This window comes from Rhizobium sp. 11_C7_N12_5 (assembly GCF_051811145.1).
Classification (GTDB): domain Bacteria; phylum Pseudomonadota; class Alphaproteobacteria; order Rhizobiales; family Rhizobiaceae; genus Rhizobium; species Rhizobium lusitanum.
Map to the genome: position 1 here is coordinate 3474285 of NZ_JBPWPY010000001.1, position 25701 is coordinate 3499985.

Below are 25701 nucleotides of genomic sequence, written 5' to 3' on the forward strand. Positions count from 1 at the left end.
AGGTCCGCTCGTTTTGATGGAATTGGGAGGACCGTTATGAATGGGGAGGAGTTTCGGCGCTGGTCGGAAAAGGCGGCGAATTGGGGTGCGGATTATCGCGCATCGCTCCGGGACCGGCCCGTGCGGGCGCAGACGGCTCCCGGCGAAATATCCGCGCATATTGCCGATTCCCCACCGGAATCCGGCGAAGCGATGGAGGATATTTTCAAGGATTTCGAGGATATCCTCGTTCCCGGCATGACGCATTGGCAGCATCCGCGCTTCTTCGCCTATTTCCCCGCCAATGCCGCCCCGGTCTCGGTGATCGCCGAATATCTGGTCAGCGCCATCGCTGCCCAATGCATGCTTTGGCAGACCTCGCCTTCCGCCACCGAGTTGGAGACCAAGGTGGTCGACTGGCTGCGTCAAGCCCTCGGCCTGCCTGACAGTTTCACCGGCGTCATCCAGGATTCGGCCTCAACCGCAACTCTTGCCGCCGTTCTGGTCATGCGCGAGCGGGCGCTGGACTGGCATGGCAACAGCCACGGACTTGCTGCAAACAAGGCGGTGCGGATCTATTCGACCGATCAGGTCCATACGTCAATCGACCGCGCCATCTGGATTTCCGGCGTCGGCGCGGAGAACCTGGTGCGCATCCCCTCCACCGGTCCGAACAAGGCCATGGATCCTCAGGCGCTTGCCGCGGCGATAGAGCAAGACCGCGCCGCCGGCTTGCTGCCGGCCGGTGTTATCGCCTGCGTTGGTGGCACCAGCGTCGGCGCCTGCGATGACATCGCTGCTGTCGTCGATGTGGCGCATGCCCACGGACTTTACGTGCATGTCGATGCCGCCTGGGCGGGCTCCGCCATGATCTGCCCGGAATTCCGTGAGCTGTGGCAAGGCGTCGAGCGGGCCGATTCCATCGTCTTCAATCCGCATAAATGGCTTGGCGCGCAATTCGATTGCTCCGTCCAGTTCGTTCGCGAACCGGAAACGCTGGTGCGGACGCTGGCGATCCAGCCCGAATATCTGCGTACCCATGGCCATGACGGCATCATCAACTATTCGGAATGGTCGGTGCCGCTTGGCCGGCGCTTCCGCGCGTTGAAGCTCTGGTTCCTGCTGCGCTATCACGGCCTGGAAGGGCTGCGGGGGATGATCCGCAATCACGTCGCATGGTCGCAGAATCTGGCTAAGCGCCTGGCGGCCGAACCCGATTTTGAGATTGTCACCCAGCCGTTTCTGTCGTTGTTTTCGTTCGATCACAAGGCGCCGACGGGCGCCGATCAGGAAAGCCATACGCAGCGCCTGATTGCCGCGATCAACAATGACGGCCGCATCTATCTGACGCAGACCCGCGTTGCCGGCCGCCTGGTCATTCGCTTTCAGGCCGGACAGTTCGAAGCGACAGCGGAAGATATCGATACGGCTTTTGCTGTCATCGTCGAAATCGCCAGAGCATTGCCCCCGGTCTAGAAAAACTGTTGTTCCCACGCGGAACGCGGGAGCATGCTATGCTCTGAAATCGATTGATGACACTGGTAAATAATTCGTTCATATATGGTGTCACCAATCTTGGCTTTGAAAGCAATCTCGTCTTTGAAAAATGCAGGGAAGGAAAATCCATGAAATTGTTGCGTGTAGGGCAAGCCGGAAAGGAAAAGCCGGCACTTCTAGATAGCGACGGCAAGATCCGCGATCTCTCCGCGCATGTCGCCGATATTGGTGGAGAGGCCATTTCGCCGGCTGGTCTCGCAAAGATCGCCGCTCTCGATCCGAAGAGCCTGCCGGAACTGGCGGAAGGCCGCATCGGCGCCTGTGTCGCCGGCACCGGCAAATTCATCTGCATCGGTCTGAACTTTTCCGACCATGCCGCGGAAACCGGTGCCACCGTGCCGCCGGAGCCGATCATCTTCATGAAGGCAAGCTCGGCCATCGTCGGCCCGAATGACAACGTGCTGATCCCGCGCGGCTCGGAAAAGACCGATTGGGAAGTCGAGCTCGGCGTCGTCATCGGCAAAAAGGCGAAATATGTCAGCGAAGCCGATGCTCTCGATTATGTCGCCGGCTATTGCGTTTCGCACGATGTTTCCGAGCGCGCTTTCCAGACGGAACGTTCGGGACAATGGACCAAGGGCAAGTCCTGCGACACCTTCGGTCCGATCGGCCCGTGGCTGGTTACGAAGGACGAGGTTGCCGATCCGCAGAACCTCGGGATGTGGCTGAAGGTCAACGGGAAGACGATGCAGAACGGCTCGACCAAGACCATGGTCTATGGTGTTGCCTACCTCGTATCCTATCTCAGCCAGTTCATGTCGCTGCATCCGGGTGACGTCATCTCCACCGGCACGCCTCCCGGCGTCGGCATGGGCATGAAGCCACCGCAATATCTGAAGCCGGGCGATGTCGTCGAACTCGGCATGGAAGGCCTCGGCACGCAGCGCCAGACCTTCCTCGCAGACGCATGAGGCCTTGAGGCTCAGGAACTTTAATCTTTTGAGATCATTGTTGATGCCGGAGAAGCGATTCTCCGGCGTTTTTATAGGTAAAACTCTCTGCAGTTATGTTGCCCCCCAGCAAAAACTGCTAGACTGGTTAGTAAGAGCTTAAAGGATGGAGATTGCGCCTGAGGAGCCGCAATCATCCTGCTGCGCAGCGCAACCGGAGGAGCGCCGCAATGAAAGCAGCGACATATGAGGCGCATGAGCTTTTGAAAATCCATGTGATTTGCAAGTTCGCGCGCCGGCATCTCGAAAGGTGACGCCCCCAAATGTTTTATCAGTTTTACGAACTCAATCATGCCGCCCTCGCACCCTTCCGCGCCGCTGCCGACATGATGCGCCTGGCCTCTGCCAATCCCCTTAATCCGCTGTCGCATACCATGCTTGGCCGCACGTTGACGGCAAGCCTCGAAGTCTTCGAGCGCACGACCAGGCGCTATGGCAAGCCGGAATTCGGGCTTCATGAGACGGCGATCGACGGCAAGCCGGTTTCGGTGCACGAAAAGATCGCCTGGAAGAAGCCGTTCTGCAATCTCATCCATTTCGAGCGCAGCCTGCCCGCCGGTCACGGCATCGATCCGCGCATCCTGATCGTCGCGCCGATCTCGGGCCACTATGCGACACTGCTGCGCGGGACCGTGGAAGCCCTTCTGCCGGGCGCCGATATCTACATCACCGACTGGATCGATGCCCGCATGGTGCCCATGACCGAAGGCACCTTCGATCTGGAGGATTATATCGATTACGTCATCGAGATGCTGCACCATCTCGGGCCGGACACGCATGTCGTTGCCGTCTGTCAGCCGTCCGTGCCGGTTCTCGCGGCCGTTGCGGTGATGGAGGCGGCCGGCGATCCTCTGGTGCCGGCGTCGATGACGCTGATGGGCGGCCCGATCGATACGCGCATCAATCCGACGGCGGTCAACCAGCTGGCCAAGGACAGGCCGCTCGAATGGTTTGCCGACAATGTCATCATGAATGTCCCCTGGCCGCAGCCGGGCTTCATGCGGCCCGTCTATCCCGGCTTCCTGCAGCTTTCCGGCTTCATGTCGATGAACCTCGATCGGCACATGATCGCCCACAAGGACTTCTTCGTGCATCTCGTCAAGAACGACGGCGAGCCGGCGGAGAAGCACCGCGATTTCTATGATGAATACCTGGCTGTCATGGATCTGACCGCGGAATTCTATCTTCAGACCGTGGACCAGGTGTTCATCAAGCATGCGCTGCCCAAGGGCGAACTCATGCATCGCGGCCGGCCAGTCGATCCTTCGGTGATCCGGAATGTCGCGCTGCTGACCGTCGAGGGCGAGAATGACGATATCTCCGGCGTCGGCCAGACGATGGCGGCGCAGACTATCTGCACCGGCATCCCCGATCATATGCGCATGCATTATCTGCAGCCGGACGTCGGCCATTACGGTGTCTTCAACGGCTCGCGCTTCCGCCGCGAGATTGCGCCGCGCATTTTAGCCTTTGCCCGCGAGCATGCCCGCACCGGCCGGCCGGTCGTCAAGCGGGTGATCAAGGGCGGGAAATCCGCCTGAGGAGCATAATCCAAAAAAGGCGCAGTGATTTTTGGATGAAGATCATGCAAAATCAAATAGTCAGAGCGTGATGACGTCCGAAAAGAACGTCATAACGCTCTGGCAGCGCAAATTATTAGCTTTTGTTGAATTATCCGCGCGGATTCAAGGGCTTGTCCGATTCCGCCTGAATATGCCATTGAAGGCTCACGAAGAGGTTACCATCTCGATTCCAGCGGTTTCGAAGATGATCGGGCCGTTTACCGCGCCGCGCGTCCTTGGAACGCGCTGAGATGCAGTAGAGCTTTAAAAAATGCGCAGAAGCCTTTCCGTCGATCGGTGTTGGTCGAGGGGCGATGCGCCGTGCGAGGATACCTCACGATGAACCAATCTGCATTGCTACGCCCGGATTGGACTCCGGCTACTATTGCCCTGATGGTGCTTGGCTTCGTGGTCTTTTGGCCACTGGGCTTTGCCATGCTCGCCTATATTCTCTTCGGGGAACGTTTGCGGGATTTCAAAAGGGATGTGAATGAAAGGGCCGACGGCATGTTTGCCGGCTGCGGCCGCCATCGCGGCCGTCACCGTCATTCCTTCTCCACCGGCAACGTCGCGTTCGACGACTGGCGCAAGGCGGAACTTGAGCGCCTCGAGCAGGAGCGCCGCAAGCTGGACGAGATGCGCGCCGAATTCGACAGCTACGTCCGCGAGCTGCGCCGCGCCAAGGATCAGGACGAGTTCGACCGCTTCATGCGCGAGCGCAACAGCGTCAAGCGCAATGACAACAATGGCGGTCCGGCGACCGAATTCCAGACGCCGTGACCGAGGCCCTGTAACGCAATCGAAACCGGCATCCGGCGATGCCGGTTTTTCTTTGCCAGATATCAGCCCGAATCGTATAAAACTGCCTTCCATGTTTCCGCTTCTATCCAGATCCCGCAGAGCGTCTGCCGAACCACCCGCGCCGGAAACGCGCACCCTGAACGTCGCCGGCCGTCTGATGCCGCTGACGATACGCCAGCATGAGCGGGCGACGCGCATCACGCTTCGGATCGAGCCAGGCGGACGCTCGCTGAAGATGACCATTCCGCGCGGTCTTGCGGCACGCGAGGTCAATGCCTTCCTCGACCGGCATCAGGGCTGGCTTTTGACAAAGCTCGCCAAATTCACGACGGACAGCAGCCTGCGCAGCGGCAGCGAAATCCTTCTGCGCGGCGTGCGTCACCGGATCGAGCACACAGGTACCCTGCGCGGTCTCACCGAAGCCATCATCGTGGACGGCCAGCCGGTGCTGCGTGTCAGCGGTCTGCCGGAACATGCCGGCCGCCGCATCGCGACTTTCCTGAAGAAGGAGGCACGCGCCGATCTCGAAAAGCTCGTGGCGGTGCACGCCGGAACGATCCGCGCGCCTGTCTCCTCCATCACCATGAAGGACACCCGCAGCCGTTGGGGCTCTTGCTCTTCCCAGGGAAACCTCAGCTTCTCCTGGCGCATCGTCATGGCGCCGCCGCTGGTCATCGACTATCTCGCCGCCCATGAGGTCGCGCACTTAAGAGAAATGAACCACGGCCCGCGCTTCTGGGCGCTCTGCCGCAAGCTCTGCCCCGATATGGACGAAGCCAAGGCCTGGCTGAAGCGCCATGGCAGCCAGCTGCACGCGATCGATTTTGATTGAGCAAGCCGTTATCGGCTAAAGGCTTCTGGCCCCTTTCGCGTGATGTGGCTCATTCGGGTGCAGCGATGCGAATCGGCCGTGTGCCGATCGGAGCGCCGGTTGCACGGTCGATCATGACGGGATCGATCTCCGTCCCGGTCTCGGCGTCGAAGAACCGGGTTACACCGTCTGCATTGCGGTGCTTTCGCCCCCACGCGCCGATCGCAAACAGGACAGGCAGGAAGTCCTGGCCCGCTGCAGTCAATATGTACTCATCCCGCGGCGGCCGCTCCGAATAGCGGTGCTTCTCAATCAGCCCGTCCTCCGTGAGCGCTGCAAGCCGACGGGTCAGGATCGTCGGGGCGATGCTGAGGCTCTTGCGGAATTCATCGAATCGGGTGAGCCCGGCATGGGCGTCCCTTAGGATCAGCATGCTCCATGCGTCCCCCACCAGCGCGAGGCTGCGGGCAATCAGGCATGATTGGTCTGAAAGATTCTGCATGTTAGTATCTTTTTGATAGTGACTTAGTTTCGAAATGATAGTAACCTAGTTTTCATCGATGTTCCATGATAAAAATGAAAGCTGAGACAGATGAGCGGTAAAGAACGCGGCGTCGCCCTGGTCACAGGCGCTTCCTCCGGCATTGGGCTGGCAACCGCACGAGCTCTGCGGCGCAATGGTTACCAGGTGTTCGGAACCAGCCGCAAGCCGATGGCCGACACCTCCGATGGCGTGACGATGCTGGTTTGCGACGTCACCGACGATCGTTCGGTACAGAGTGTGGTCGAAGATGTTGTGATCCGTGCAGGACGGATCGATCTTCTCGTCAACAATGCCGGGATCGGGTTGCTCGGAGGTGCCGAGGAGTCTTCTGCCGTACAGGCAAAGGCTCTGTTCGATGTGAATGTCTTCGGCGTCGTGCGTCTGACGAATGCGGTGCTGCCCATTATGAGACGCCAGCGAAAGGGCAGGATCATCAACATGAGCTCCATCCTTGGTCTCATACCCGCCCCCTTCAACGCCCTCTATGCATCGACCAAGCATGCGATCGAGGGCTATTCGGAATCGCTCGACCACGAGGTGCGAACGCAAGGCATTCGCGTCGTGCTGGTCGAGCCTGGCGTCACCCGCACGTCTTTCGAGGAAAATCTCACGCGTGCTGATCAGCCGCTTCCCATCTACGACACCATTCGCACCGATGCGGAAAAGCTGATGCGGGAGATCGTCGAGACGGGAGATGCACCGGAGATCGTCGCCGACATGCTCGTTAAGGCGGCCAATGCGGCATCACCGAAGAGACGTTACACCGCAGGAAAGATGGCAGGCCAGGTCCGGCTCATACGCCGCTTCCTGCCCGAGTCATTCGTCGACAAAAATCTTCGGAAGTTCAACAGGCTTCCGGCCTGAGCCGCTAGCGCCGCAACCTTAGGAAAAGAAAGTCAGTATCATGAAGGCATTCCTGATCGATCGCTATGCGAAAGGTGCTGCTCTGCGCTTGGGCGAAGTCCCCGAGCCGGAGTTGCGGGAAGACGAAGTTTTGGTCCGGATCCATGCTGCCAGCGTAAACCCGGTGGATGCCAAGATCAGGGACGGCGAGTTCAAACTTGTGCTGCCATACCGCCTGCCGCTGATCCTGGGCAATGACGCGGCAGGCGTCGTGGTTCGGGTCGGATCTAAAGTCCGGAAATTCAAAACCGGCGACGAAGTCTATGGGCGCCCGGCCAAGGACCGCATCGGCACATTCGCGGAGTTCATTGCGATCAACGAGGCCGACGTTGCGATGACGCCGAAGAACCTGACAATGGAAGAGGCGGCATCGGTGCCGCTCGTCGCCCTGACCGCCTGGCAGGCGCTTGTCGACCGGGCAAACCTGAAGAAGGGGCAGAAGATTCTGATCCATGCCGGCTCGGGCGGTGTCGGGGCGATTGCCATCCAGCTTGCCAAACATATCGGTGCGACCGTGGCGACGACGACAAGCACAGCCAATGTCGATCTGGTCAGAAGTCTCGGAGCGGATGTCGTCGTCGACTACAAGAAGGACGATTTCGAAAACGTCCTGCAGGGGTATGATGTCCTGCTGAACAGCCTTGGCAAGGATACGCTGGAAAAATCACTCCGCGTTCTGAAGCCGGGTGGGAAGCTGATCTCGATCTCCGGTCCGCCAGATCCGGAGTTTGCCAGGGAAAGCGGTTCCGGCTGGCTGCTTCGGCAAGCCATGCGCCTGCTGAGCTTTAGCATCCGCAGAAAATCCAAACGCCATCGCGTCAGCTATTCGTTCCTCTTCATGAAGCCGAGCGGCGGGCAGCTCGAGCAGATCGCCTCATTGATCGAGGCAGGAGCCATACGACCTGTCGTCGATCGGGTCTTTCCGTTCGAAAAGACCAACGAGGCGCTGGCCTACGTCGAGACAGGCCGTGCTCGGGGCAAGGTCGTCATCGCGGTGCGGTGAGGACTTTTGCCTCATGAAGGCCATTGTATAGGTTTCAGGCCAAAGAGCACTGTTGCCCGCCGTCGCCTTCGGCAGCGCAAAATTCCCCCGCCTGTCGCCTTTAGGCTCGACTCTTTTGAAATTTCGTGTCACTCCGCTGCCATGAACCCCGATGTCAAAATTTGCGGTCTGAAGACGCCGGAAGCGGTGGATCGTGCGCTTGCGCGCGGCGCCACCCATATCGGCTTCATCTTCTTCGAGAAGAGCCCACGCTATATCGAGCCCGATCTGGCCGGCCGGCTGGCCGAGCGCGCTCGCGGCAAGGCAAAGATTGTTGCCGTCACGGTCAATCCCACCAATGACGATCTCGATGAGATCATGTCGCTGGTGCAGCCGGATATATTGCAGCTCCATGGCAATGAAAGCCCGGAGCGTGTCTTGACGATCAAAGCGGTCTATAATGTCTCGGTCATGAAGGCCATGTCGGTGCGTGACGCCGACGATCTGAAGCGGGTCGAATCCTATATCGGCATTGCCGACCGCTTCCTGTTCGATGCCAAGCCGCCTGTCGGCTCGGAGCTGCCGGGTGGAAACGGCGTGTCCTTCGATTGGGGCCTGATGAGCTGGCTCGACGATCGGGTCGACTACATGCTGTCCGGCGGCGTCAACAAGGATAATGTCGCGCTCGCGCTGGCATCCACCAAGGCCACGGGCATCGATCTTTCCTCCGCCGTCGAAAGCGCGCCGGGTGTGAAGGATCTGGGTAAGATCGACCAGTTTTTCGACGCATTTGCAGAAGCATGTCTGCCGGAACCGGCAGCAGGGAGTAGAGAGTGAACCAGACGCCAAAACTGAATTCCTTCCGCGCCGGCCCCGATGAGGACGGTCGTTTCGGCATTTATGGCGGCCGTTTCGTTGCCGAAACGTTGATGCCGCTGATCCTGGATTTGCAGGAGGAATGGAACAAGGCGAAGAACGATCCGGCCTTCCAGGCGGAATTGAAATCTCTCGGCACGCATTATATCGGCCGCCCGAGCCCGCTTTACTTTGCCGAGCGCCTGACGGCCGAACTTGGCGGCGCGAAGATCTATTTCAAGCGCGAAGAGCTGAACCACACCGGGTCCCATAAGATCAACAACTGCATCGGCCAGATCCTGCTGGCCAAGCGCATGGGCAAGACCCGCATCATCGCCGAAACCGGCGCCGGCCAGCATGGCGTCGCTTCCGCGACCGTTGCCGCCCGTTTTGGCCTGCCCTGCGTCGTCTACATGGGCGCGACAGATGTCGAGCGCCAGGCGCCGAACGTCTTCCGCATGAAGCTGCTGGGTGCCGAGGTCATTCCGGTGACGGCCGGCAGCGGCACGCTGAAGGATGCCATGAACGAAGCCCTTCGCGATTGGGTCACCAATGTCGACGACACCTATTACCTGATCGGAACGGCCGCCGGCCCGCATCCCTATCCGGAAATGGTTCGGGATTTCCAGGCTGTGATCGGCACGGAAGCCAAGCAGCAGATGCTGGAGGCCGAAGGCCGCCTGCCGGATCTCGTTATCGCGGCCGTCGGCGGCGGTTCGAATGCGATCGGCATCTTCCATCCCTTCCTCGATGATGAAGGCGTCAAGATCGTCGGCGTCGAAGCCGGCGGCAAGGGCCTTGAGGGCGACGAGCATTGCGCCTCGATCACCGCGGGCTCGCCCGGCGTGCTACACGGCAACCGCACCTATCTGCTGCAGGACGATGACGGCCAGATCAAAGAGGGACATTCGATTTCGGCCGGCCTCGACTATCCCGGCATCGGCCCGGAACATTCCTGGCTGAACGATATCGGTCGCGCCGAATATGTGCCGATCATGGACCATGAGGCGCTGGAAGCCTTTCAGACGCTGACGCGCCTCGAAGGCATCATTCCGGCACTGGAGCCGAGCCACGCCCTCGCCGAAGTCATCAAGCGCGCCCCGAAGATGGGCAAGGACGAGATCATCCTGATGAACCTCTCCGGTCGCGGCGACAAGGACATCTTCACCGTCGCCAAGATTCTGGGAATGTGAGTTAGACGCCATGACCGCACGTATGGACAAACGCTTCGCCGCTCTGAAGGCTGAAGGCCGCCCGGCACTCGTCACCTATTTCATGGGTGGCGATCCCGATTACGACACCTCGCTCGGCATCATGAAGGCGCTGCCAGAAGCCGGTGCCGACGTCATCGAGCTCGGCATGCCCTTTTCCGATCCCATGGCCGACGGCCCGGCGATCCAGCTTGCCGGCCAGCGCGCCTTGAGGGCCGGCCAGACGCTGAAGAAGACGCTGCAGCTCGCCGCCGATTTCCGTAAGACGGATGCCGATACGCCGATCGTGATGATGGGCTATTACAATCCGATCTATATTTACGGCGTCGAAAAGTTCCTCGATGACGCCCTTGTCGCCGGCGTCGATGGCCTGATCGTCGTCGACCTGCCGCCGGAAATGGACGACGAACTCTGCATTCCCGCCATCAGGAAGGGCATCAACTTCATCCGCCTGGCGACGCCGACCACCGATGACAAGCGCCTGCCGACCGTTTTGAAGAACACGTCCGGTTTCGTCTATTATGTCTCGATGAACGGCATCACCGGTTCGGCTCTGCCGGATCCGTCGCTGGTGTCGGGCGCAGTTGAGCGTATCAAACAGCACACCGACCTGCCGATCTGCGTTGGCTTCGGCGTCAAAACGGCAGAGCATGCCAAGGTAATCGGCGGCTCCGCAGACGGCGTGGTCGTCGGCACCGCCATCGTCAACCAGATCGCCACCAGCCTCACCAAGGATGGCAAGGCCAGCGCCGACACCATCCAGGCCGTCGCGACGCTTGTCCGGGGCCTGTCGACGGGAACCCGCTCGGCACGCCTTGTTGCCGCCGAATAGTTTCCCCATATAGGCCTGTCTTCAAATCGTTGCGAATTGAAGACATGGCCTATGGGCATTAAGTGACGACTACGATATCGATTGATATGGTCGATTAGGAGTTTCGAATTGAACTGGATCACGAATTACGTTCGCCCGCGGATCAACTCCATGCTGGGCCGTCGCGAAATTTCGGAGAATCTCTGGATCAAGTGCCCGGAGACCGGCGAAATGGTCTTCCACAAGGATCTTGAGGACAACAAGTGGGTCATCCCCGCTTCCGGCTTCCATATGAAGATGCCGGCCAAGGCGCGCCTTGCCGATCTCTTCGACAATGGCGAGTATGAAGCCCTGCCGCAGCCGAAGGTCGCGCAGGACCCGCTGAAGTTCCGCGATTCGAAGAAATATACCGACCGCCTGAAGGACAGCCGCATCAAGACCGAGCAGGAAGACACGATCCTTGCCGGCGTCGGCAAGGTTCGCGGCGTCAAGCTCGTTGCCGTCGTGCATGAGTTCAATTTCATGGGCGGTTCGCTCGGCATCGCTGCCGGCGAGGCCATCGTCAAGGCATTCGAGCGGGCGATTTCAGAGAAATGCCCGCTGGTCATGTTCCCGGCTTCGGGTGGCGCGCGCATGCAGGAAGGCATCCTGTCGCTGATGCAGCTGCCGCGCACCACGGTTGCCGTCGACATGCTGAAGGAAGCCGGCCAGCCCTATATCGTCGTTCTGACCAATCCGACGACCGGCGGCGTCACCGCCTCCTACGCCATGCTGGGCGACATTCATCTGGCCGAGCCGGGCGCGGAAATCTGCTTTGCCGGCAAGCGCGTCATCGAGCAGACGATCCGCGAAAAGCTGCCGGAAGGCTTCCAGACCTCGGAATACCTGCTGGAACACGGCATGGTGGACATGGTCATCAAGCGTCACGACATTCCGGATACCCTGGCCACGCTCCTGAAGATCCTGACCAAGGCGCCGGCAAACGACGTGTCCGCCAAGAGCAAGAATGGTGCTGCGCTGGCGATAGCGGCGAGCGCCTGATATCATCGATGGCGGAGGTGCGGGATGACGGCTATGGATCAATCCGCAATGAGCGAGGCAGCACGGGAGATTGACAAGCTGATGGGGCTGCACCCCAAGGGCTTCGATCTCTCCCTGGAGAGAATAACCCGGCTGCTCGATATCCTCGGTAACCCTCATAGGAAATTGCCGCCGGTGATCCATGTCGCCGGCACCAACGGCAAGGGATCGGTGACGGCCTTCTGCCGCGCGCTGCTCGAAGCCGGCGGTTACAGCGTCCACGTTCACACCTCGCCGCATCTCGTCAATTGGCACGAGCGCTACCGCATGGGCGTCAAGAGTGGCCGCGGCAAGCTTGTCGACGACGCCGTGTTCGCTGATGTGCTGCGGCGCATCGCCGACGCCAATGGCGGCCAGAAAATCACGGTCTTCGAGATCCTGACGGCAGCGACCTTCATCCTCTTTGCCGAGCATCCGGCCGATGCCGCCGTCATCGAAGTCGGCCTCGGCGGCCGTTTTGATGCCACCAACGTCATTTCCGATCCGGCCGTGTCGGTCATCATGCCGATTTCGCTCGATCATCAGCCCTATCTCGGCGATCGCGTCGAGCTGATTGCGGCCGAGAAGGCTGGCATCATGAAATCAGGCCATCCGGTCGTCATCGGCCATCAGGAATATGATGCGGCGCTCGACGTGCTGATATCGACGGCCGAGCGGCTGCGTTGTCCGACGGCCGTTTTCGGCCAGGATTTTTCCGCCCACGAAGAATATGGCAAGCTGGTCTACCAGGACGAGTTCGGCCTCGCCGATCTGCCGCTGCCGCGCCTGCCGGGCCGCCATCAATATGCCAATGCCGCCGCCGCCATCCGCGCCGTCAAGGCCGCCGGTTTCGTCGTTACCGAAGCGATGATGGAAAAGGCGATGACCTCGGTCGAATGGCCGGGCCGCCTGCAGCGGTTGACGGAAGGCAATCTGATGTCGCATGCGCCCGAAGGCGCGGAGATCTGGGTTGATGGTGGCCATAATCCCGGCGCCGGCGAAGTCATCGCCGAAGCCATGGCCAATTTCGAGGAGCGCCAGCCGCGGCCTCTGTTCCTGATTATCGGCATGATCAACACCAAGGATCCGGTCGGTTATTTCAAGGCCTTCGCCGGTCTTGCGGAAAAGGTCTATTGCGTGCCGATCCGCGCCAGCGACGCGATGATCGATCCGGTCATTCTGGCGAACGCGGCCTATGATGCCGGCCTGGTGGCGGAACCGATGTCTGATGTCGGCGAGGCGCTGGATGCGATCAAGGCCTTCGTCGTGCCGAATTCACCCGCTCCGCGCATTTTGATCGGTGGATCCCTCTATCTGGTCGGCGACGTTCTTGCCGATAACGGCACGCCGCCCCGATAAATTGGATCAGGATCAATAAAAAAGCCCGGTCGAGCCGGGCTTTTTTATTCTATTCAGTCGATACCTATCAGGATGCGCTGGAAATCCAGCTCTGCAGGGCGGTCTTCGGAGCGGCGCCGACCTTGATGTCAGCCACTTCGCCGCCCTTGAACATGGCAAGCGTCGGGATCGAGCGAACGCCGAACTGGGCGGCCAGTTCCGGATTTTCGTCGATATTGAGCTTGGCGACCTTGACCTTGCCTTCAAACTGTACGGCGAGCTCTTCCAAAGCCGGAGCGATCATCTTGCACGGACCGCACCATTCGGCCCAGAAATCAACGACGACAGGCTCTGCGGACTGCAGGACTTCAGCAGTGAAGTTGGAAGTATCGACTTTAACGGTAGCCATAGGCTGCTCCTTTACCAGGATTTGCGGTTGCTATGTATGTGAGGGGGCGGCGCCTGAATTTCAATGTCCGATATTTCACTTTGTCTGGAGCTCCGCAAGCGCCAATGCAAGGGCGTCGTCGGACAGCGTATAGATCGAAGCGTTTTCGGTATAGACCAGCAGGCAATCGATGCGTTTTCCCGGATAGAGCGGCGAAAGGATGGAGCGGTAGATAGCAAGCTGCGCTTTGTGCGCGAAGGGAATGTCCCGCTCACTGCCCGGGGGCACGCGATTCGTCTTGTAGTCCAGGATGACGATGCGGTCGTCGAGTACCGCCAGACGGTCGATGCGGCCCGAGACGGCGTAGGACTGGCTGCCGAGCGTCAACGTGCCCATGATCGAGACTTCGGCCTGGGCATGCGCGCTGAAGGTGCCTTGCAGGTCCGGGTGCGAGAGTAGCGCCATGACGGAGCCGATCAATGCTTCCCGCTCGGCCTGGGGCCAGAAGCGCGCGGCGCGTTCGGCGTAGCGCCGCGCCGCGTCGGCGCGATCCTCCGGCGCGATATCAGGCAGTGTCTGCAGCATGCGGTGGATGAAGCGGCCCTTCTGCAGAGCGTGGTCGGACTTCGCTTTCTCGCCGAAAAGCGCCGAAGTGACGAGCAGATTGTCGGCCTCATCGTCGATGACGGTGCCGACCCCAGAGGGGCTGAGCGGCCGGGGAAGGTTCCTCTGCGGCGGCAGTGGTCGGCTGAGTCCCGCAGGCAAGCCCGCGCGCTCCATCAGTTTCTCCGGCTCCGGCATGATTTCGAAATCGAGCTTCACTTGCGCAATTCGCCAGCTCAAGCCCTGCCAGTCACCATCAGCGCCGGAGAAAGTCCTCAACGTACAATGCTGCTCGTCCTGGCGCAGCGCCGCCGAAATCATCGCGTGCCATGTATCGCTGTTTTCGCGGATGCCGCGGTAGCCGCAGATGATCAGCCGGTCGGCAGCGCGCGTCATGCCGACATAGAGCAGGCGACGATATTCTTCCTCGGTCAGCGACTGCAGCCGCGCCGTATCGGCCTGCGTCAGCGAATTGGCAAGCGCGGAGACCGGCACCCAGACCGGCAGCGGGATCTGGTCCTTGCCGGTTTCGATCAGCCGCATCTTCGGCAGATGCGTATGGGTAAAGGCCTTGCCGCCGCCGTCGACGAGGAAGACGATCGGCGCTTCCAGCCCCTTCGAGGCATGCACCGTCATGATCCGCACTTCGTTGCGGCCCTTGTCCTGCTCGCGCTTGACGGTTGGTGCTTCCAGTTCCAGCGTCGAGATGAAAGATTGCAGGCCGGGCAGGCCGCCCGTCTCGTGATCCAGCGCGAAGGTCAGGAATTCGTCGAGGATGTCGCTGACCTCGGTGCCGAGCCGCGCCAGAAACTGCCGCCGGCCGCCGAAGCTGCCGAGCACGCGAGCATAGAAGTCATGCACCGCCAGGCTTTTTGACAAAGCAAGGAAGGTCTTTAGCTGTTCGACGGCCCGGCTAAAGCGGTCATGGCCGTCTTCGGCGAACCGTTGCAGATGGCTCCAGACGCTCTCGTGGTCATCACGATAGGCCGCGACCGCGAAGACATCCTCTTCGCTGAGGTCGAACAACGGGCTTTTCAGCAGGGCGCAAAGCGAAAGATCGTCTTCCGGCAACAGCAGGAAGCGGCCGAGCGCCAGGAGATCCTGAATGGCGATATGGCTGGTCAACACCAGCCGGTCGGCACCGGCGACGGGAATGTTGCCGCGCCGTTTCAGGGCGCGGGTCAGCGCGTTGACAAAGCTGTCGCGCTTGCGCACCAGCACGAGAATGTCGCCGGCTTCGATGAAGCGGGCCTTGCCTTTCTCGATGATCGTTTCTCGCCCGATGAGGTTGCCGATCGTCTGCGCCATCCGCCGCGCCAGGATGGCGGGCGGTGCGCTTTCCGGCGTCGAATCGAAAGGTGCCGTCCAGTCCTCCTCCTTGGCAGCCGGTTCCGGCGCGATCATCTCCCAGAGATCGACGGCGCCGGGATGGCCGATGCGGCTGGAGCGGTGCACCACCGGCTCGTTGACGGCGCTGAGCCCCCTAGCGTTCTCCGGACTGGTGAAGATATGGTCGACGGCGCCGAGCACATCGGCCGTCGAACGGAAGGACAGCGGCAGCCGAATCGACGAGAACCGCAGGCCGCTGGCATCGACCCGTCGGCGGGTGCGATCGCTTTCCTCGGAAAAGCGCTCCGGCCGCGCGCCCTGGAACGAATAGATCGATTGCTTCTCGTCGCCGACGGCAAAGATCGTCCGCAGCGTCGGCCGCGCGCTTTCGCCGGCGAAGAAATCCTCCGCCAGCGACTGGATGACGCTCCACTGGATCGGGCTGGTATCCTGTGCCTCATCGACAAGGATGTGGTCGATACCCTTATCCAGCTTATAGTGAATCCATGGCCCGACGCCCTTCTTGTTGAGAAGGTCCGCCGTGCGGGTGATGAGATCCTCGAAATCCAGCTGGCTGCGCCGCTTCTTCAGCTCCTCATAGTCTCGGTTCAGCCGGTCGGCGAGGATAAGGGCAGCGCGGGTCGCCCGGTACATCCGCATCAGTTTCAGCCGGTCGCGGCAGGCAACGACATGAGCGCGTGCCGCCGCCACTGCATCGGAAAGTGCCGGAGCGTCCGCCAGCATCGCCTTCACAAAAAACTGGCTGTCCGATTTCGGTTCGCCTTTCGCGGTCAGCATGACCTTTTCGAGTATCTCGGCGCGGGCGATAGCATCCGCCTCGCGTTTGGCGAGGCGCAGCGCATAAGCGATCTCCTGTGCTTTTGCACCGCCCTTCTGATCGGCGAGCGTGAGATAGAGTTCCAGCGTCGCACCGGAGAGGCCGGGAAGCGGCCAGTACTGTTCCGCAATGCCGGCTTCCGTGTCGTCGGCGGAAAGTCCGAGCCGCGCCAGCAGCGTCGCTTCAAGGCCGCCCTGTCGCTCCGCCGCTTCGGTAAAGCGGCGGATGGCGTTGCGTTTGGCGACGATATCGCCGAGCAGCGTTTCCAGGCCCGATTCATCGCCGAGATCGAGCACGTAGGCAAAGGCTTGTGCCAGCTCGGCATCGCCGTGCGGCGTCGCGGAGGCCAGCAGCGCGCGGCGCGCATCCTCGAGTAGGGTCGCCGCCGCACGGTCGTCGAGAACGGAGAAATGCCCGGCGACATTCGCCTCGAGCGGGAATTGATGCAGCAAGGCCTCGCAAAAGGCATGGATCGTCTGGATCTTCAACCCGCCCGGCGTCTCCAGCGCCTTGGCAAAGAGCCGACGCGCCTCGGCAAGCTTGAAGATATCCGGTTCCGCGCCTTCGATATCGGCGATGCGCGTTTTCAACTCCTCGTCTGGCATCGTCGCCCAAGTTGCCAGCCGGTCGAAGACGCGGTTCGACATTTCGGAAGCGGCGGCCTTGGTATAGGTGAGGCAGAGGATGGCCGAGGGCCGGGCGCCTGATAGCAGCAGGCGGATGACGCGCTGGGTGAGCACATGCGTCTTGCCCGAGCCGGCATTGGCCGAAACCCAGGCCGAGCGTTCGGGGTCCGAGGCGATGGATTGCTGGATCGTCGTCCAGCTGATCCAGACGCCGGGGTCGTCGCTGTCGGGCAGGCCGGCTGGTTCGCTGGCGGAAAGCTCACTCATCGCCGCCGCCTTCCTGTTCGCTTTCCGCCGTCGACCATTCCGAAACGCGGGCGAGGTGATCGTAATCGCCGCCATATTCGAACTGCTGGGCGGGGATCAGCCGCGAGGAAAAGCCCTTCTCGCCGGATTGCAGCAGCGAAACGAATTTGACGAACTGGTCCATCGCGTCCTGCGCCAGGTCCATAGCCGACTTTGTTTCCGTCTTGCCGCCGCGGCTGGAATGTTCGTTGTTGACCTGATCGACCCTGAAACGATCGCCCGGCCGCAGCCGCACGTAAAGCAGGTTTTCGGGAACCATCGCGCCGATATTGCGGAAGGCACCCTGTCTGAGCGCATAGGCTTCCAGCGCCAGCTGCGGGTCGAGCAGCGCGCGGGCCTGCGGCGGCGAGGGATTGTAGCCCGTCTTGTAGTCGATGATATCGGCCGCCTTGTCGCTCTTGATGTCGATGCGGTCGGCGACGCCAGTCAGCCTGACGCCGATGGGCTCGATCTCGACACCGGCCGGCACTTCCGTCGCCGTCTTGCGAACCTCCGGCCGTCGTTCCGCTTCCCAGGAGAGAAAGGCGCGAGCCACTTCGCGAAAGCGCGGCCGCCAGACGCTGTCGATATGGTCAGGCAGCCGCTGTGCATCGAACAGCTCAGCGATGATGCGATCCATAGCCAGCGTCGCATCCGGTGTGCCGGCAATGTGGCCTTCACGAACGAAGCGGTCGATGATCTTGTGATAGAGCGTGCCGCGCTCGGCCGGGCCGGGATCGCGATTGAACGGATCGACCGGATCGAGCCGCAGCACGCGCCGCGCATAGATGGCATAAGGGTCGCGACGCAGGCGGCCCACCTCGCTGAAGGAATAGCTTTTCGGCTGCAGTTCAGCGGGCGGCTTCGGCGCCGGCCGCGATGCCGGGGCCTGATTGTCGCCTTCGTCGATCAGGCCTGCCCAATGGCGGTATTGATCGCCGCGTGCCTTCAATGTGCTTTCAAGGTCTTCGCCGCCGAGCGCGATCAGCCGCTGCAGCCACCGGGAGGCGACCGTCGGCGTCGAACCCTGGCGCAGCGCGCGCGAATAGATGAGGTCACGGGTGCCGTTTGCCATTTCGAAATCGTGGGCAAGCTGGCCGATGCGCCGTTCCGGCGGCTCAAGGCCGATCTCCGTCTTCATCGTGCGTGAGATGAAGGGATTGTTCGCCGTCTGTCCGGGCCATGAGCCTTCATTCAAGCCGCCGAGGATCAGTGTGTCGACGCTCTGCAGGCGCGCTTCAAGCGTGCCGAAGATGAAAAGGCGCGGGTGGCTGAGAGCCCGCGGCTTCACCGCCTGTCCCACGCAGAGGGCCGTCATGATGTCGATCCATTGCGGCCCGTCCGCCTCGAGCTGGCCTTCGGTATCGATGACTTCCTTCAGCAGGCTGGCGAGCGTATCTCCGGCTTCCCCGGACCAAAGCGCCGCCAGATCACCGCGCTCGTCGGTCGCGACGGCTTCGAGCGTCCGGCCGGTGCGCTCGGCCCATTCCGAAAGGGTAGGTAAGCCGTCGGCCGTCTGCAAGGAGAGTGCCGTCACAAGCGGCTCACATGCCCTAGTGACCCTACTCGCCAGCTCGCGTGCATGCTCCACCGATTCGGGGGGGAGCGATTTGCGCCATTGGGGCGCGTGGCGGTCGTTCGCCTGTTCGGCGAGCCTGATATCGAGCAGCGCTTCCAGCGTGCCGATATCGACATGGGTGACTCCGCCCCTGAGCGCCAGGATTTCCAGCGCGTCGACGCCGAGGCGGTGCGTCTGCGGCGGCAAGCCGAAGCGGGCGAGGGGATGCTTGAGCAGCGAGACGATGGAGACGGGATCGCCAGGGCGGAGCGTCGCTTCGAGCAGCAATTGCAGCAGCGTGCCTTGCGGCATGGCCGAAAGCGGCGTGCCAGCCGAATCGTCGGCGGTGATGCCGAAGCGAGATAGCTCTGCGGTCACGCGCCTTGCGAGGTTGCGATCGGGCGTGATCAAGGCGGCCTGGCTTTCGCCGCCATTGCGTCCCGGCTTCTCCAGCGCCAGTCGCAATGCGATTGCGATTGCCGTCGCTTCCTCGCGCTCGTTTGCCGCCTCGATCAGGGCGACATCGGCGAACGCGCCGGCTATGGCATCAGGAGCAAGCGTCTTGTGCCAGCTTCCCCAGCCGCTCGTCGCCTCAGCCGGCGCCAAAGCGCGCGACAGGATCTGCGCCCGCATCTGCATGCTCTCCGCCGCCTCGGCAACGGTTTCGACATCGTGACGGGTGGCATGCAAGCGCTTCAGCAGCAATGAAAGGCCGTATTGCGGATGGCTGCGCGTGGTCGGATCGGGCCTTTCGCCGGCGACTGTTTCCGGCGCGACGAGCTGCCAGTGCTCTTCCGGCATCGAAAGATCGAGTCCGGGCAGGACGATCACCCCCTGCGGCAACGAGGCGACGGCCGCGATCAGCTCCGCAGTTGCCGGCACCGAGCCGGTCGAACCCGCGACGATCACCGGTCCCGGATGCTGCGTCGCGGCAATCCGCTGTGCTTCGGCGCGAAGGATGGCATTGCGATTGCGGGCGGCGGAGGACTTGCCGAGCTCTTCGAGGCGCGCCGGCCAGAAGGCGCTGGCGATCCGCAGAAATTCGGCCGTCAGCTGCCACCAGAGCGCATGCTCTTCGGCGTTGAGACTGGCAAGCTCGCTCCAGTCCCGATCCTCGGTCTCAAGCGAATCGATAAGCTCGGCGAGATTGCGCGCCAGCCATATGGCATCGGCCGGGCTTGCGGGGGCGACGAGCGGTGAATCGGAATGGATGTCGCGCACGATCTGCGGCAGCTTGTTGCGCCAGGCAAGGATCAGCCGCGCCAGCTCCAGAAGCCGCGCCGTATTGGCAAGCGGCTGCGCCAGATCGGCCGTATCAGGCAGGGTTTCCTCGAAATAGCCGCTGTCGTCATCGGTTTCGCCGAGCGGGCGAATGATCGGCAGGATGGCGGAACGGCCGCCGAGCAGATCGACGAATTCCGAGCGCAGGACACGCGCCGCGCGCCGTGTCGGCAGGAAGATGCTGACCTTGGCGAGCGACAGCGGATCGTTCGGATCATGGCGGAAATGCTCGGTCAGCCGGCCGTCGCAGAGAGCAGCCGCAAGGGTCTTCAGGAAGGGCAGGCCTGTCGGGATCGTCAGGATGCGTTGCCGGTGGCCGCCTGCCATGGGCCTCACGCAAACGCCCGGAAAGTCCGGATCGTTTCCTCCGCCTCGCCGACTGCCTCGGGTGTCCCCACAGTCAGCCAGTGACCGTCGAGCATCGTGCCGTAGAGCCGGCCGCGGGCAATGGCCTTGTCGAAGTATATATTGATGTTGAAGGCGTCAGCCGGTGCGTCGTCGAGGAGCGACGGATCCATCGCGATGGCGCCTGCATAGACGACGCCGTCATGCGGCGCGTCTCGATAGCGCTGGAGCCGGCCGTCTTCTGTCATGCTGAAATCGTTCTTGCCGTTATGGCCCGTCGTTTTTTCCAGCTCGACGCAGAGCATGGCCATGTCCATGTGGGAGGCGTCGTAGAATCCGGCTAAACGCTCAAGGTTCGTCGGTTCGCCTGGCCGTTCGCCGATCCAGAACAGATCGGCATTCATCACGAAAACCGGGTCGCGGCTCAGCAGCTTGAAGCCTTTGACCAGGCCGCCGCCGTTGTTCATCAGCGCGTCCCGCTCGTCTGAGATCAGGATCTCGAGCCCGCGATAGCTACGCAGATGCGCTTCCATCTGGTCGGCATGGTGATGCACATTGACGACTGCACGCTCGACGCCGGCTTCGGCCAATGCGTCCAGTGCGTAATCGATCATCGGCTTGCCGCCGATCTTCACCAGCGGCTTCGGGATGGTGTCGGTGATCGGCCGCATGCGGGTTCCGAGCCCCGCGGCCAATACCATGGCTTGCTTGATGGTCATCTCGTCTCGAACTCGTGATTCGGTCGCTTGCTTTCCTTTAGCACAAGGCCGGAAAGCCGTCGCCGGGTCTTCGGTCGCTATGCCCCGCCGATACCGGCTTTCTCGCACCATTCGCGCAAGGGAGCCAGCGCCTCATGCTCGAAGGCGATGGCGAGATAGGCGAGGGTGCGCGGCATGTGCTTGAGGTAGCCGGGTTTGCCGTCACGCTGCAGCAGCCGCACCCAGAGGCCGGCGAGCTTGCAGTTGCGCTGCGCCGACATGATGGCCCAGCTTTTCAGGAACTTGGCCTCGTCGAAGCCGCCCTCGGCATGCCGAAGTGCGAGGTAGTCCGATATCAGCTGATCGTGGAGATCGCGCTCGATCGTCACGCGCGCATCCTGCACGAGCGAGGCGAGATCATAGGACGTAGGCCCGATCATCGCGTCCTGGAAATCAATGAGACCGATGCGCTGAATGCCCTTTTCCGCCGCCCGCCAGATGATGTTGGGCGAATGCATGTCGCGCAGCAGCAGGTTTTTTTCCGCGTCATCAAGCTGGTCGATGAGCTGATCCCAGATCGCCAGATAATCGGCGCGTTCGGCGTCGCTGGCCGGGGTGCCGCGTTTCCAGGGCAGATGCCAGTCGAGAAGCAGCCGCGCTTCCATCTTCATGGCGGTCCGGTCGAAATCCGGAATGTGATGGGTATGATCCGGCGTCACCGGAATATCGTGGGGAATGGTAAGGCTGTGCAGATGTGCGAGGCACGCGACGCTGGCGCGATAGCGCTCGGCGATGGGCCTGCCATGCTCGTCGAGCACGCCGTCGGTGCCGAGATCCTCGATCAGCAGGATGCCTTGCTCGTAGTCGACGGAGAAGATATCGGGTGTGGCAAAGCCGTTCTCGCGGAGAATGTCGGCGAGAGCCACGAAGGGGTAGGCATTTTCGGCGAGATGCGCGACCTTCGGATAGGGCTTGCCATCGAGCACCGGCGGTCCCTCCGGTAGTGGCGGCCAATCCATCAGGATCACACGGCTGCCCTCGCCACGCGGATAGATGGACTCATAGGCCCGCAGCGAGGCGTCCCCGGTCAGGAAGCGGCGCCGGGCGCCTGCATAGCCACTAGCATCGAGAAAGGCGCGTATCGCCAGCACGCGCCGGATGCGCGCCATTTGCCTGGCCGGCGCCATGATCGTCGCCCGCCGTCCTTCACCCTCATGTTCCAGTTTGATTACGATGCGCTCTTTCGGCAGCTCGCTTTCCGCCATTTCAGGCCATTCGACGAGGCAGATGCCAGTCTGCAGCGCTTCGTCGAAGCCGAGTTCCATCAATTCGCTGGGATCGCCAAGGCGATAAAGGTCAAAATGGGAGACGGGGATGCGCAGCTCATAGGACTGCACGAGCGTAAAGGTCGGGCTTGGTACGTCGAGTTCCGCGTCATCGGCCATGGCACGCAGCAGCGCGCGTGCGAGCGATGATTTGCCTGCGCCGAGGTCGCCGGAAAGCGCCACGCAGTCGCCTGCCTTCAACGCCAGCGCCAGATCCTCCCCAAGCTGGGCGGTGGCCGTATCATCTGCAAGGAAGAGGGAGATGCTGGTGTCGGTTGCTGTCATTCTGCTGCGACGGAGTGGGGCAGTCCGGCGGACGGAATACGGCAGGTCACCTTCGTTCCCTTGCCTGGCTCGCTTTCGATCGAGACCTGGCCGTCATGCAGGCTGACAAAGCTTTCCACGATGGAAAGGCCAAGGCCCGCGCCGCTGCGCTTGCCGCCCTTGCCGTTGGAAGCGAAGCGGTTGAAGACCGTGTGGATCAGATCTTCCGATATGCCGGGGCCGTTGTCCGCGACCGAGAAGACGAAATCCGTGCCTTCGCGTCCGCAGGTCAGCGCGATAGTCGATCCCTCGGGCGCGAAATTGGCGGCATTGGTCAGAAGCTTGAGCAAAATCTGCTTCAGCCGCTGCTGGTCGGCGACAATGGAGCCGAGATGGGCGGGTACGGTGATTTCCAGCGTCACGCCGCTTTCCTGCAGCCGGTCGGCGATCTGCATCGATACTTCGTCTAGGAGATCGCTGAGCACGATCTCGGAATAGTTCAGCCGCATGATGCCGGCATCGACCGTCGCCAGGTCGAGAATATCGTTGACCAGCGTCAGCAGCACCGACGACGAGGTGGAGATATGGTCGATATATTCGGCCTGCCGATCGTTCAGCGAGCCGATGCCGGGCGTCTTCAGGAGATCGGTGAAGCCGATGATGTTGGTCAGCGGCGAACGCAGTTCGTAGGAGACATGCTGGACGAAGTCGTTCTTCAGTTCGTCCGCCTTCAGCAGCGCCTCGTTCTTCTCGGTCAGTGCCCGTTCGGCGCGCACGCTGTCCGTCTTGTTGACGAAGGTCAGCATGGTCTGCGCATTCGGCAGCGGAATGACGGCGTAATCGAGCACCAGATTTGAATAGAGCTCCAGCGTGCCCTGCGACGACGGCCGCTCGTCATCGAAGCTGGTGATCTGCTCGGCAAAGCGCTTCCAGCCGTCCGGTCGGTCGTAGGATGGCGTGCAGGCCTCGGCCAGCGCCTGGATATGCGTGCCGGGCTTGGCCTGCGCCTCCGTGATGTTCCACAGAATGCGGAAGGCCGGGTTTGAAAGGCGGATACGGCCATCAGGCCCGAAGACGGCAACGCCTTCGGATAGGTGGTCGATGGTCTCGCCCTGCACCTTGACCAACGTATTGTAGCGCGTCTCAAGGTCGACCTGCTCGGTCAGGTTCTCGAACACCCAGGTGGCGCCGCCCTGGGGATGCGCCGTGGCGAAAACCCTCAAAATCTGGCCATTGGGCAGGTGCCAGAGGTCGCTCTGCGTATCGAGCGCGCGATAGACCGAAAGGACGCCGTCCTTCCATGTCTTCCAGTTCAGCTGCTCGGGCAGCTTCTTGGCGCCGCGCAGCCGGTCCAGGATCTCGCTATTGTCGGGGCGCTTCTCGAGGAAGGCGATGTCGAGCTCCCAGAGCTGGACGAAAGCCTGATTGTAGAACTGCAGCCGTCTGTCGCCGTCGAAGATCGCAACCGGCGTCGCCAGATGATCGAGCGTCTCGGCATGACTCTTCAGCGTACGCGCCAGCTCGGCCCGGACCGCTTCCGCCTCGGAAACGTCGATGGCGATGCCGGCGGAGCCGCTCGGAGACTTTACGTCGATGACGTCGAAGAACGTGCGGTTGCCGTGCACGACCGTCGAAATCTTTTCGTGAAAGGGCGATTCCGGGGTCGCCGAAGCGCGAATGCGCTCGCGGGCCACGGTCGTCAGGAATTCGCGCCCCTCGCGGATGGCTTCCTCCGTCGAGACGGCTTCAACAGCTTCGCCATAGGCCTGGTTGATCCAGGTCAGCTTGCCTTCTGCATCGCGCTGCCAGACCGGCAGGTCGATGGCGTCGAGCAGATTCTGGAAGGCGGAGATCGACGTCATCAGCCGGTCGCGCTCGATCTTCAGCTCGGCCAGTTCGGCGCGCAGATTGTTGAGCGCGATGAAGCGAACGAAGGCGCGGCCGCCGGAAATGCGGCCCTGCGCTTCTAGGATCTCGTCGCGGTTGGTCTCGACCACCATGTCGAAGCTCTGGCCGTTGCCGCGCAGCTTGTCGATCGCCTTGTCCAGCTCGCCGGCCGACCACGACTTCAGCCAGCGGCCGAAAGCAAGGAATTCGTTGTCCTGGGGCGCGCCGGTCTCGACCGGGAGCTGGCCGAGCAGCTCCGGGCGCGCATTCTGGCCATCCCAGATGACGATACGGCGGTTCTTGTCGGCGATCAGCGCCTGATACTGGGAAATGCGTTGATTGGCATCGGACAGCGCCGTGCGGATCTCGCGGCTTTCGTTTTCCAAATTGCCACGCTGCCGGACCATCCACACGGTCGACAGCAGAGCGGCGGAAATGACGCCGATGATGATGGAAAAAACAGCCATTTCGGAAGAGGTGAAGAGGCGCACGGTCGCCTGCGACGCGATGTTGCTCTGCGCGAGAACAGGACCCGCCAGGCCGGTAACGAGGCCACCGAACACGCTGAGCCGCAACAGACGGGTCAGCGAGGCCAGCCGACCCTTGTCATTCCCTCGCTTCGTCCGCGGTAAAAACATATATGCGCCGCCCTGCCGCAACCACGCTGCCGCTCCGCGTAGCACTGGCTGATGCAAGTTGTCTTCCCCTTCAGACATAAGAGGTCTGTCTCCGTCCTTCAGAGCATGATGCCGAAAAGTGTAAGCGGTTTTCGGATGACATCATGCTCTACTTATTTGATTGGAGAGCGGATTCAGATGTTAGGTCGAGCCGACCTAACATCATCCGGCTCTACTGTGCCGCATCCTGACAAGACATCCCATTTTCATGGCTCCGGGCGCGCCGGTTCGTCA

The 25701-nt window shown here is 61.6% G+C and carries 20 protein-coding genes; 13 read left to right on the forward strand and 7 right to left on the reverse strand.

Translation table 11 applies throughout. The features are described 5' to 3' along the window. The first annotated feature begins 36 nt into the window (after nt 1-36). The 6 genes from AB8B29_RS17005 to AB8B29_RS17030 all read left to right on the forward strand — a co-directional run bounded on the left by AB8B29_RS17005 (nt 37) and on the right by AB8B29_RS17030 (nt 5681). On the forward strand, nt 37-1455 hold the full coding sequence (locus AB8B29_RS17005; protein WP_047559354.1) for a pyridoxal phosphate-dependent decarboxylase family protein: 1419 nt from the start codon (nt 37-39) through the stop codon (nt 1453-1455). A gap of 149 nt (nt 1456-1604) precedes the next feature. Beyond that, the gene (locus AB8B29_RS17010; RefSeq protein ID WP_037196131.1) at nt 1605-2447 is read left to right on the forward strand and encodes a fumarylacetoacetate hydrolase family protein; all 843 of its coding nucleotides are present in this window, start codon (nt 1605-1607) and stop codon (nt 2445-2447) included. Nucleotides 2448-2749: 302 nt separating this feature from the next. Continuing rightward, nucleotides 2750-4027, forward strand: coding sequence for a polyhydroxyalkanoate depolymerase (locus tag AB8B29_RS17015; protein WP_112440796.1), 1278 nt, complete (start codon nt 2750-2752; stop codon nt 4025-4027). Between the two features lie 31 nt (nt 4028-4058). Further along, on the forward strand, nt 4059-4298 hold the full coding sequence (locus AB8B29_RS17020) for a hypothetical protein (protein WP_141694044.1): 240 nt from the start codon (nt 4059-4061) through the stop codon (nt 4296-4298). A gap of 89 nt (nt 4299-4387) precedes the next feature. Continuing rightward, nucleotides 4388-4828, forward strand: a complete 441-nt coding sequence (locus tag AB8B29_RS17025) for a DUF2852 domain-containing protein (protein WP_092573051.1) — start codon at nt 4388-4390, stop codon at nt 4826-4828. A gap of 91 nt (nt 4829-4919) precedes the next feature. Beyond that, a complete protein-coding gene (locus AB8B29_RS17030) occupies nt 4920-5681 on the forward strand; it encodes a YgjP family zinc-dependent metalloprotease (protein WP_112440798.1) in 762 nt (253 codons plus the stop codon). A gap of 49 nt (nt 5682-5730) precedes the next feature. Here the strand turns inward: AB8B29_RS17030 and AB8B29_RS17035 are convergent, their stop codons facing one another. Further along, nucleotides 5731-6162, reverse strand: coding sequence for a winged helix-turn-helix transcriptional regulator (locus AB8B29_RS17035; protein WP_112440800.1), 432 nt, complete (start codon nt 6160-6162; stop codon nt 5731-5733). 90 nt (nt 6163-6252) lie between these two features. Between AB8B29_RS17035 and AB8B29_RS17040 the strand changes: the two genes are divergently transcribed. The 7 genes from AB8B29_RS17040 to AB8B29_RS17070 all read left to right on the forward strand — a co-directional run bounded on the left by AB8B29_RS17040 (nt 6253) and on the right by AB8B29_RS17070 (nt 13384). Beyond that, nucleotides 6253-7068, forward strand: a complete 816-nt coding sequence (locus tag AB8B29_RS17040; protein WP_112440802.1) for an oxidoreductase — start codon at nt 6253-6255, stop codon at nt 7066-7068. 40 nt (nt 7069-7108) lie between these two features. After that, complete coding sequence (locus AB8B29_RS17045; RefSeq protein ID WP_112440804.1) at nt 7109-8110, forward strand: NADP-dependent oxidoreductase; 1002 nt, start codon at nt 7109-7111, stop codon at nt 8108-8110. 141 nt (nt 8111-8251) lie between these two features. Then, on the forward strand, nt 8252-8926 hold the full coding sequence (locus AB8B29_RS17050) for a phosphoribosylanthranilate isomerase (RefSeq protein ID WP_037195560.1): 675 nt from the start codon (nt 8252-8254) through the stop codon (nt 8924-8926). Next, nucleotides 8923-10137 (forward strand): tryptophan synthase subunit beta, encoded by a 1215-nt coding sequence (gene trpB / locus AB8B29_RS17055; RefSeq protein ID WP_037195558.1) that lies wholly within the window; start codon nt 8923-8925, stop codon nt 10135-10137. The genes AB8B29_RS17050 and trpB overlap by 4 nt, the downstream gene beginning before the upstream one ends. A gap of 10 nt (nt 10138-10147) precedes the next feature. Continuing rightward, nucleotides 10148-10987, forward strand: a complete 840-nt coding sequence (trpA, locus tag AB8B29_RS17060; protein WP_113118862.1) for a tryptophan synthase subunit alpha — start codon at nt 10148-10150, stop codon at nt 10985-10987. Nucleotides 10988-11095: 108 nt separating this feature from the next. Continuing rightward, nucleotides 11096-12007 carry an acetyl-CoA carboxylase, carboxyltransferase subunit beta gene (gene accD, locus AB8B29_RS17065; RefSeq protein WP_037195553.1) on the forward strand — a complete coding sequence of 304 codons (912 nt, stop codon included), beginning with the start codon at nt 11096-11098 and terminating at the stop codon, nt 12005-12007. Between the two features lie 48 nt (nt 12008-12055). Next, on the forward strand, nt 12056-13384 hold the full coding sequence (locus tag AB8B29_RS17070) for a bifunctional folylpolyglutamate synthase/dihydrofolate synthase (protein WP_439006691.1): 1329 nt from the start codon (nt 12056-12058) through the stop codon (nt 13382-13384). Between the two features lie 67 nt (nt 13385-13451). Here the strand turns inward: AB8B29_RS17070 and trxA are convergent, their stop codons facing one another. The 6 genes from trxA to AB8B29_RS17100 all read right to left on the reverse strand — a co-directional run bounded on the left by trxA (nt 13452) and on the right by AB8B29_RS17100 (nt 25506). Further along, nucleotides 13452-13772, reverse strand: coding sequence for a thioredoxin (trxA, locus tag AB8B29_RS17075; protein WP_037195551.1), 321 nt, complete (start codon nt 13770-13772; stop codon nt 13452-13454). A 75-nt stretch (nt 13773-13847) separates the two neighbouring features. Next, nucleotides 13848-17414 (reverse strand): double-strand break repair helicase AddA, encoded by a 3567-nt coding sequence (gene addA, locus AB8B29_RS17080; RefSeq protein ID WP_112440808.1) that lies wholly within the window; start codon nt 17412-17414, stop codon nt 13848-13850. Next, nucleotides 17407-20598, reverse strand: a complete 3192-nt coding sequence (addB, locus tag AB8B29_RS17085; RefSeq protein WP_112440810.1) for a double-strand break repair protein AddB — start codon at nt 20596-20598, stop codon at nt 17407-17409. The genes addA and addB overlap by 8 nt, the downstream gene beginning before the upstream one ends. 5 nt (nt 20599-20603) lie before the next feature. Beyond that, nucleotides 20604-21335: a nucleotidyltransferase family protein gene (locus tag AB8B29_RS17090; RefSeq protein WP_037195545.1), complete on the reverse strand. Its 732-nt coding sequence runs from the start codon at nt 21333-21335 to the stop codon at nt 20604-20606. 77 nt (nt 21336-21412) lie between these two features. Continuing rightward, nucleotides 21413-22924 carry a tRNA (adenosine(37)-N6)-threonylcarbamoyltransferase complex ATPase subunit type 1 TsaE gene (tsaE, locus tag AB8B29_RS17095; protein ID WP_047559332.1) on the reverse strand — a complete coding sequence of 504 codons (1512 nt, stop codon included), beginning with the start codon at nt 22922-22924 and terminating at the stop codon, nt 21413-21415. After that, nucleotides 22921-25506: a sensor histidine kinase gene (locus tag AB8B29_RS17100; protein WP_047559329.1), complete on the reverse strand. Its 2586-nt coding sequence runs from the start codon at nt 25504-25506 to the stop codon at nt 22921-22923. The genes tsaE and AB8B29_RS17100 overlap by 4 nt, the downstream gene beginning before the upstream one ends. Between the last annotated feature and the right edge of the window lie 195 nt (nt 25507-25701).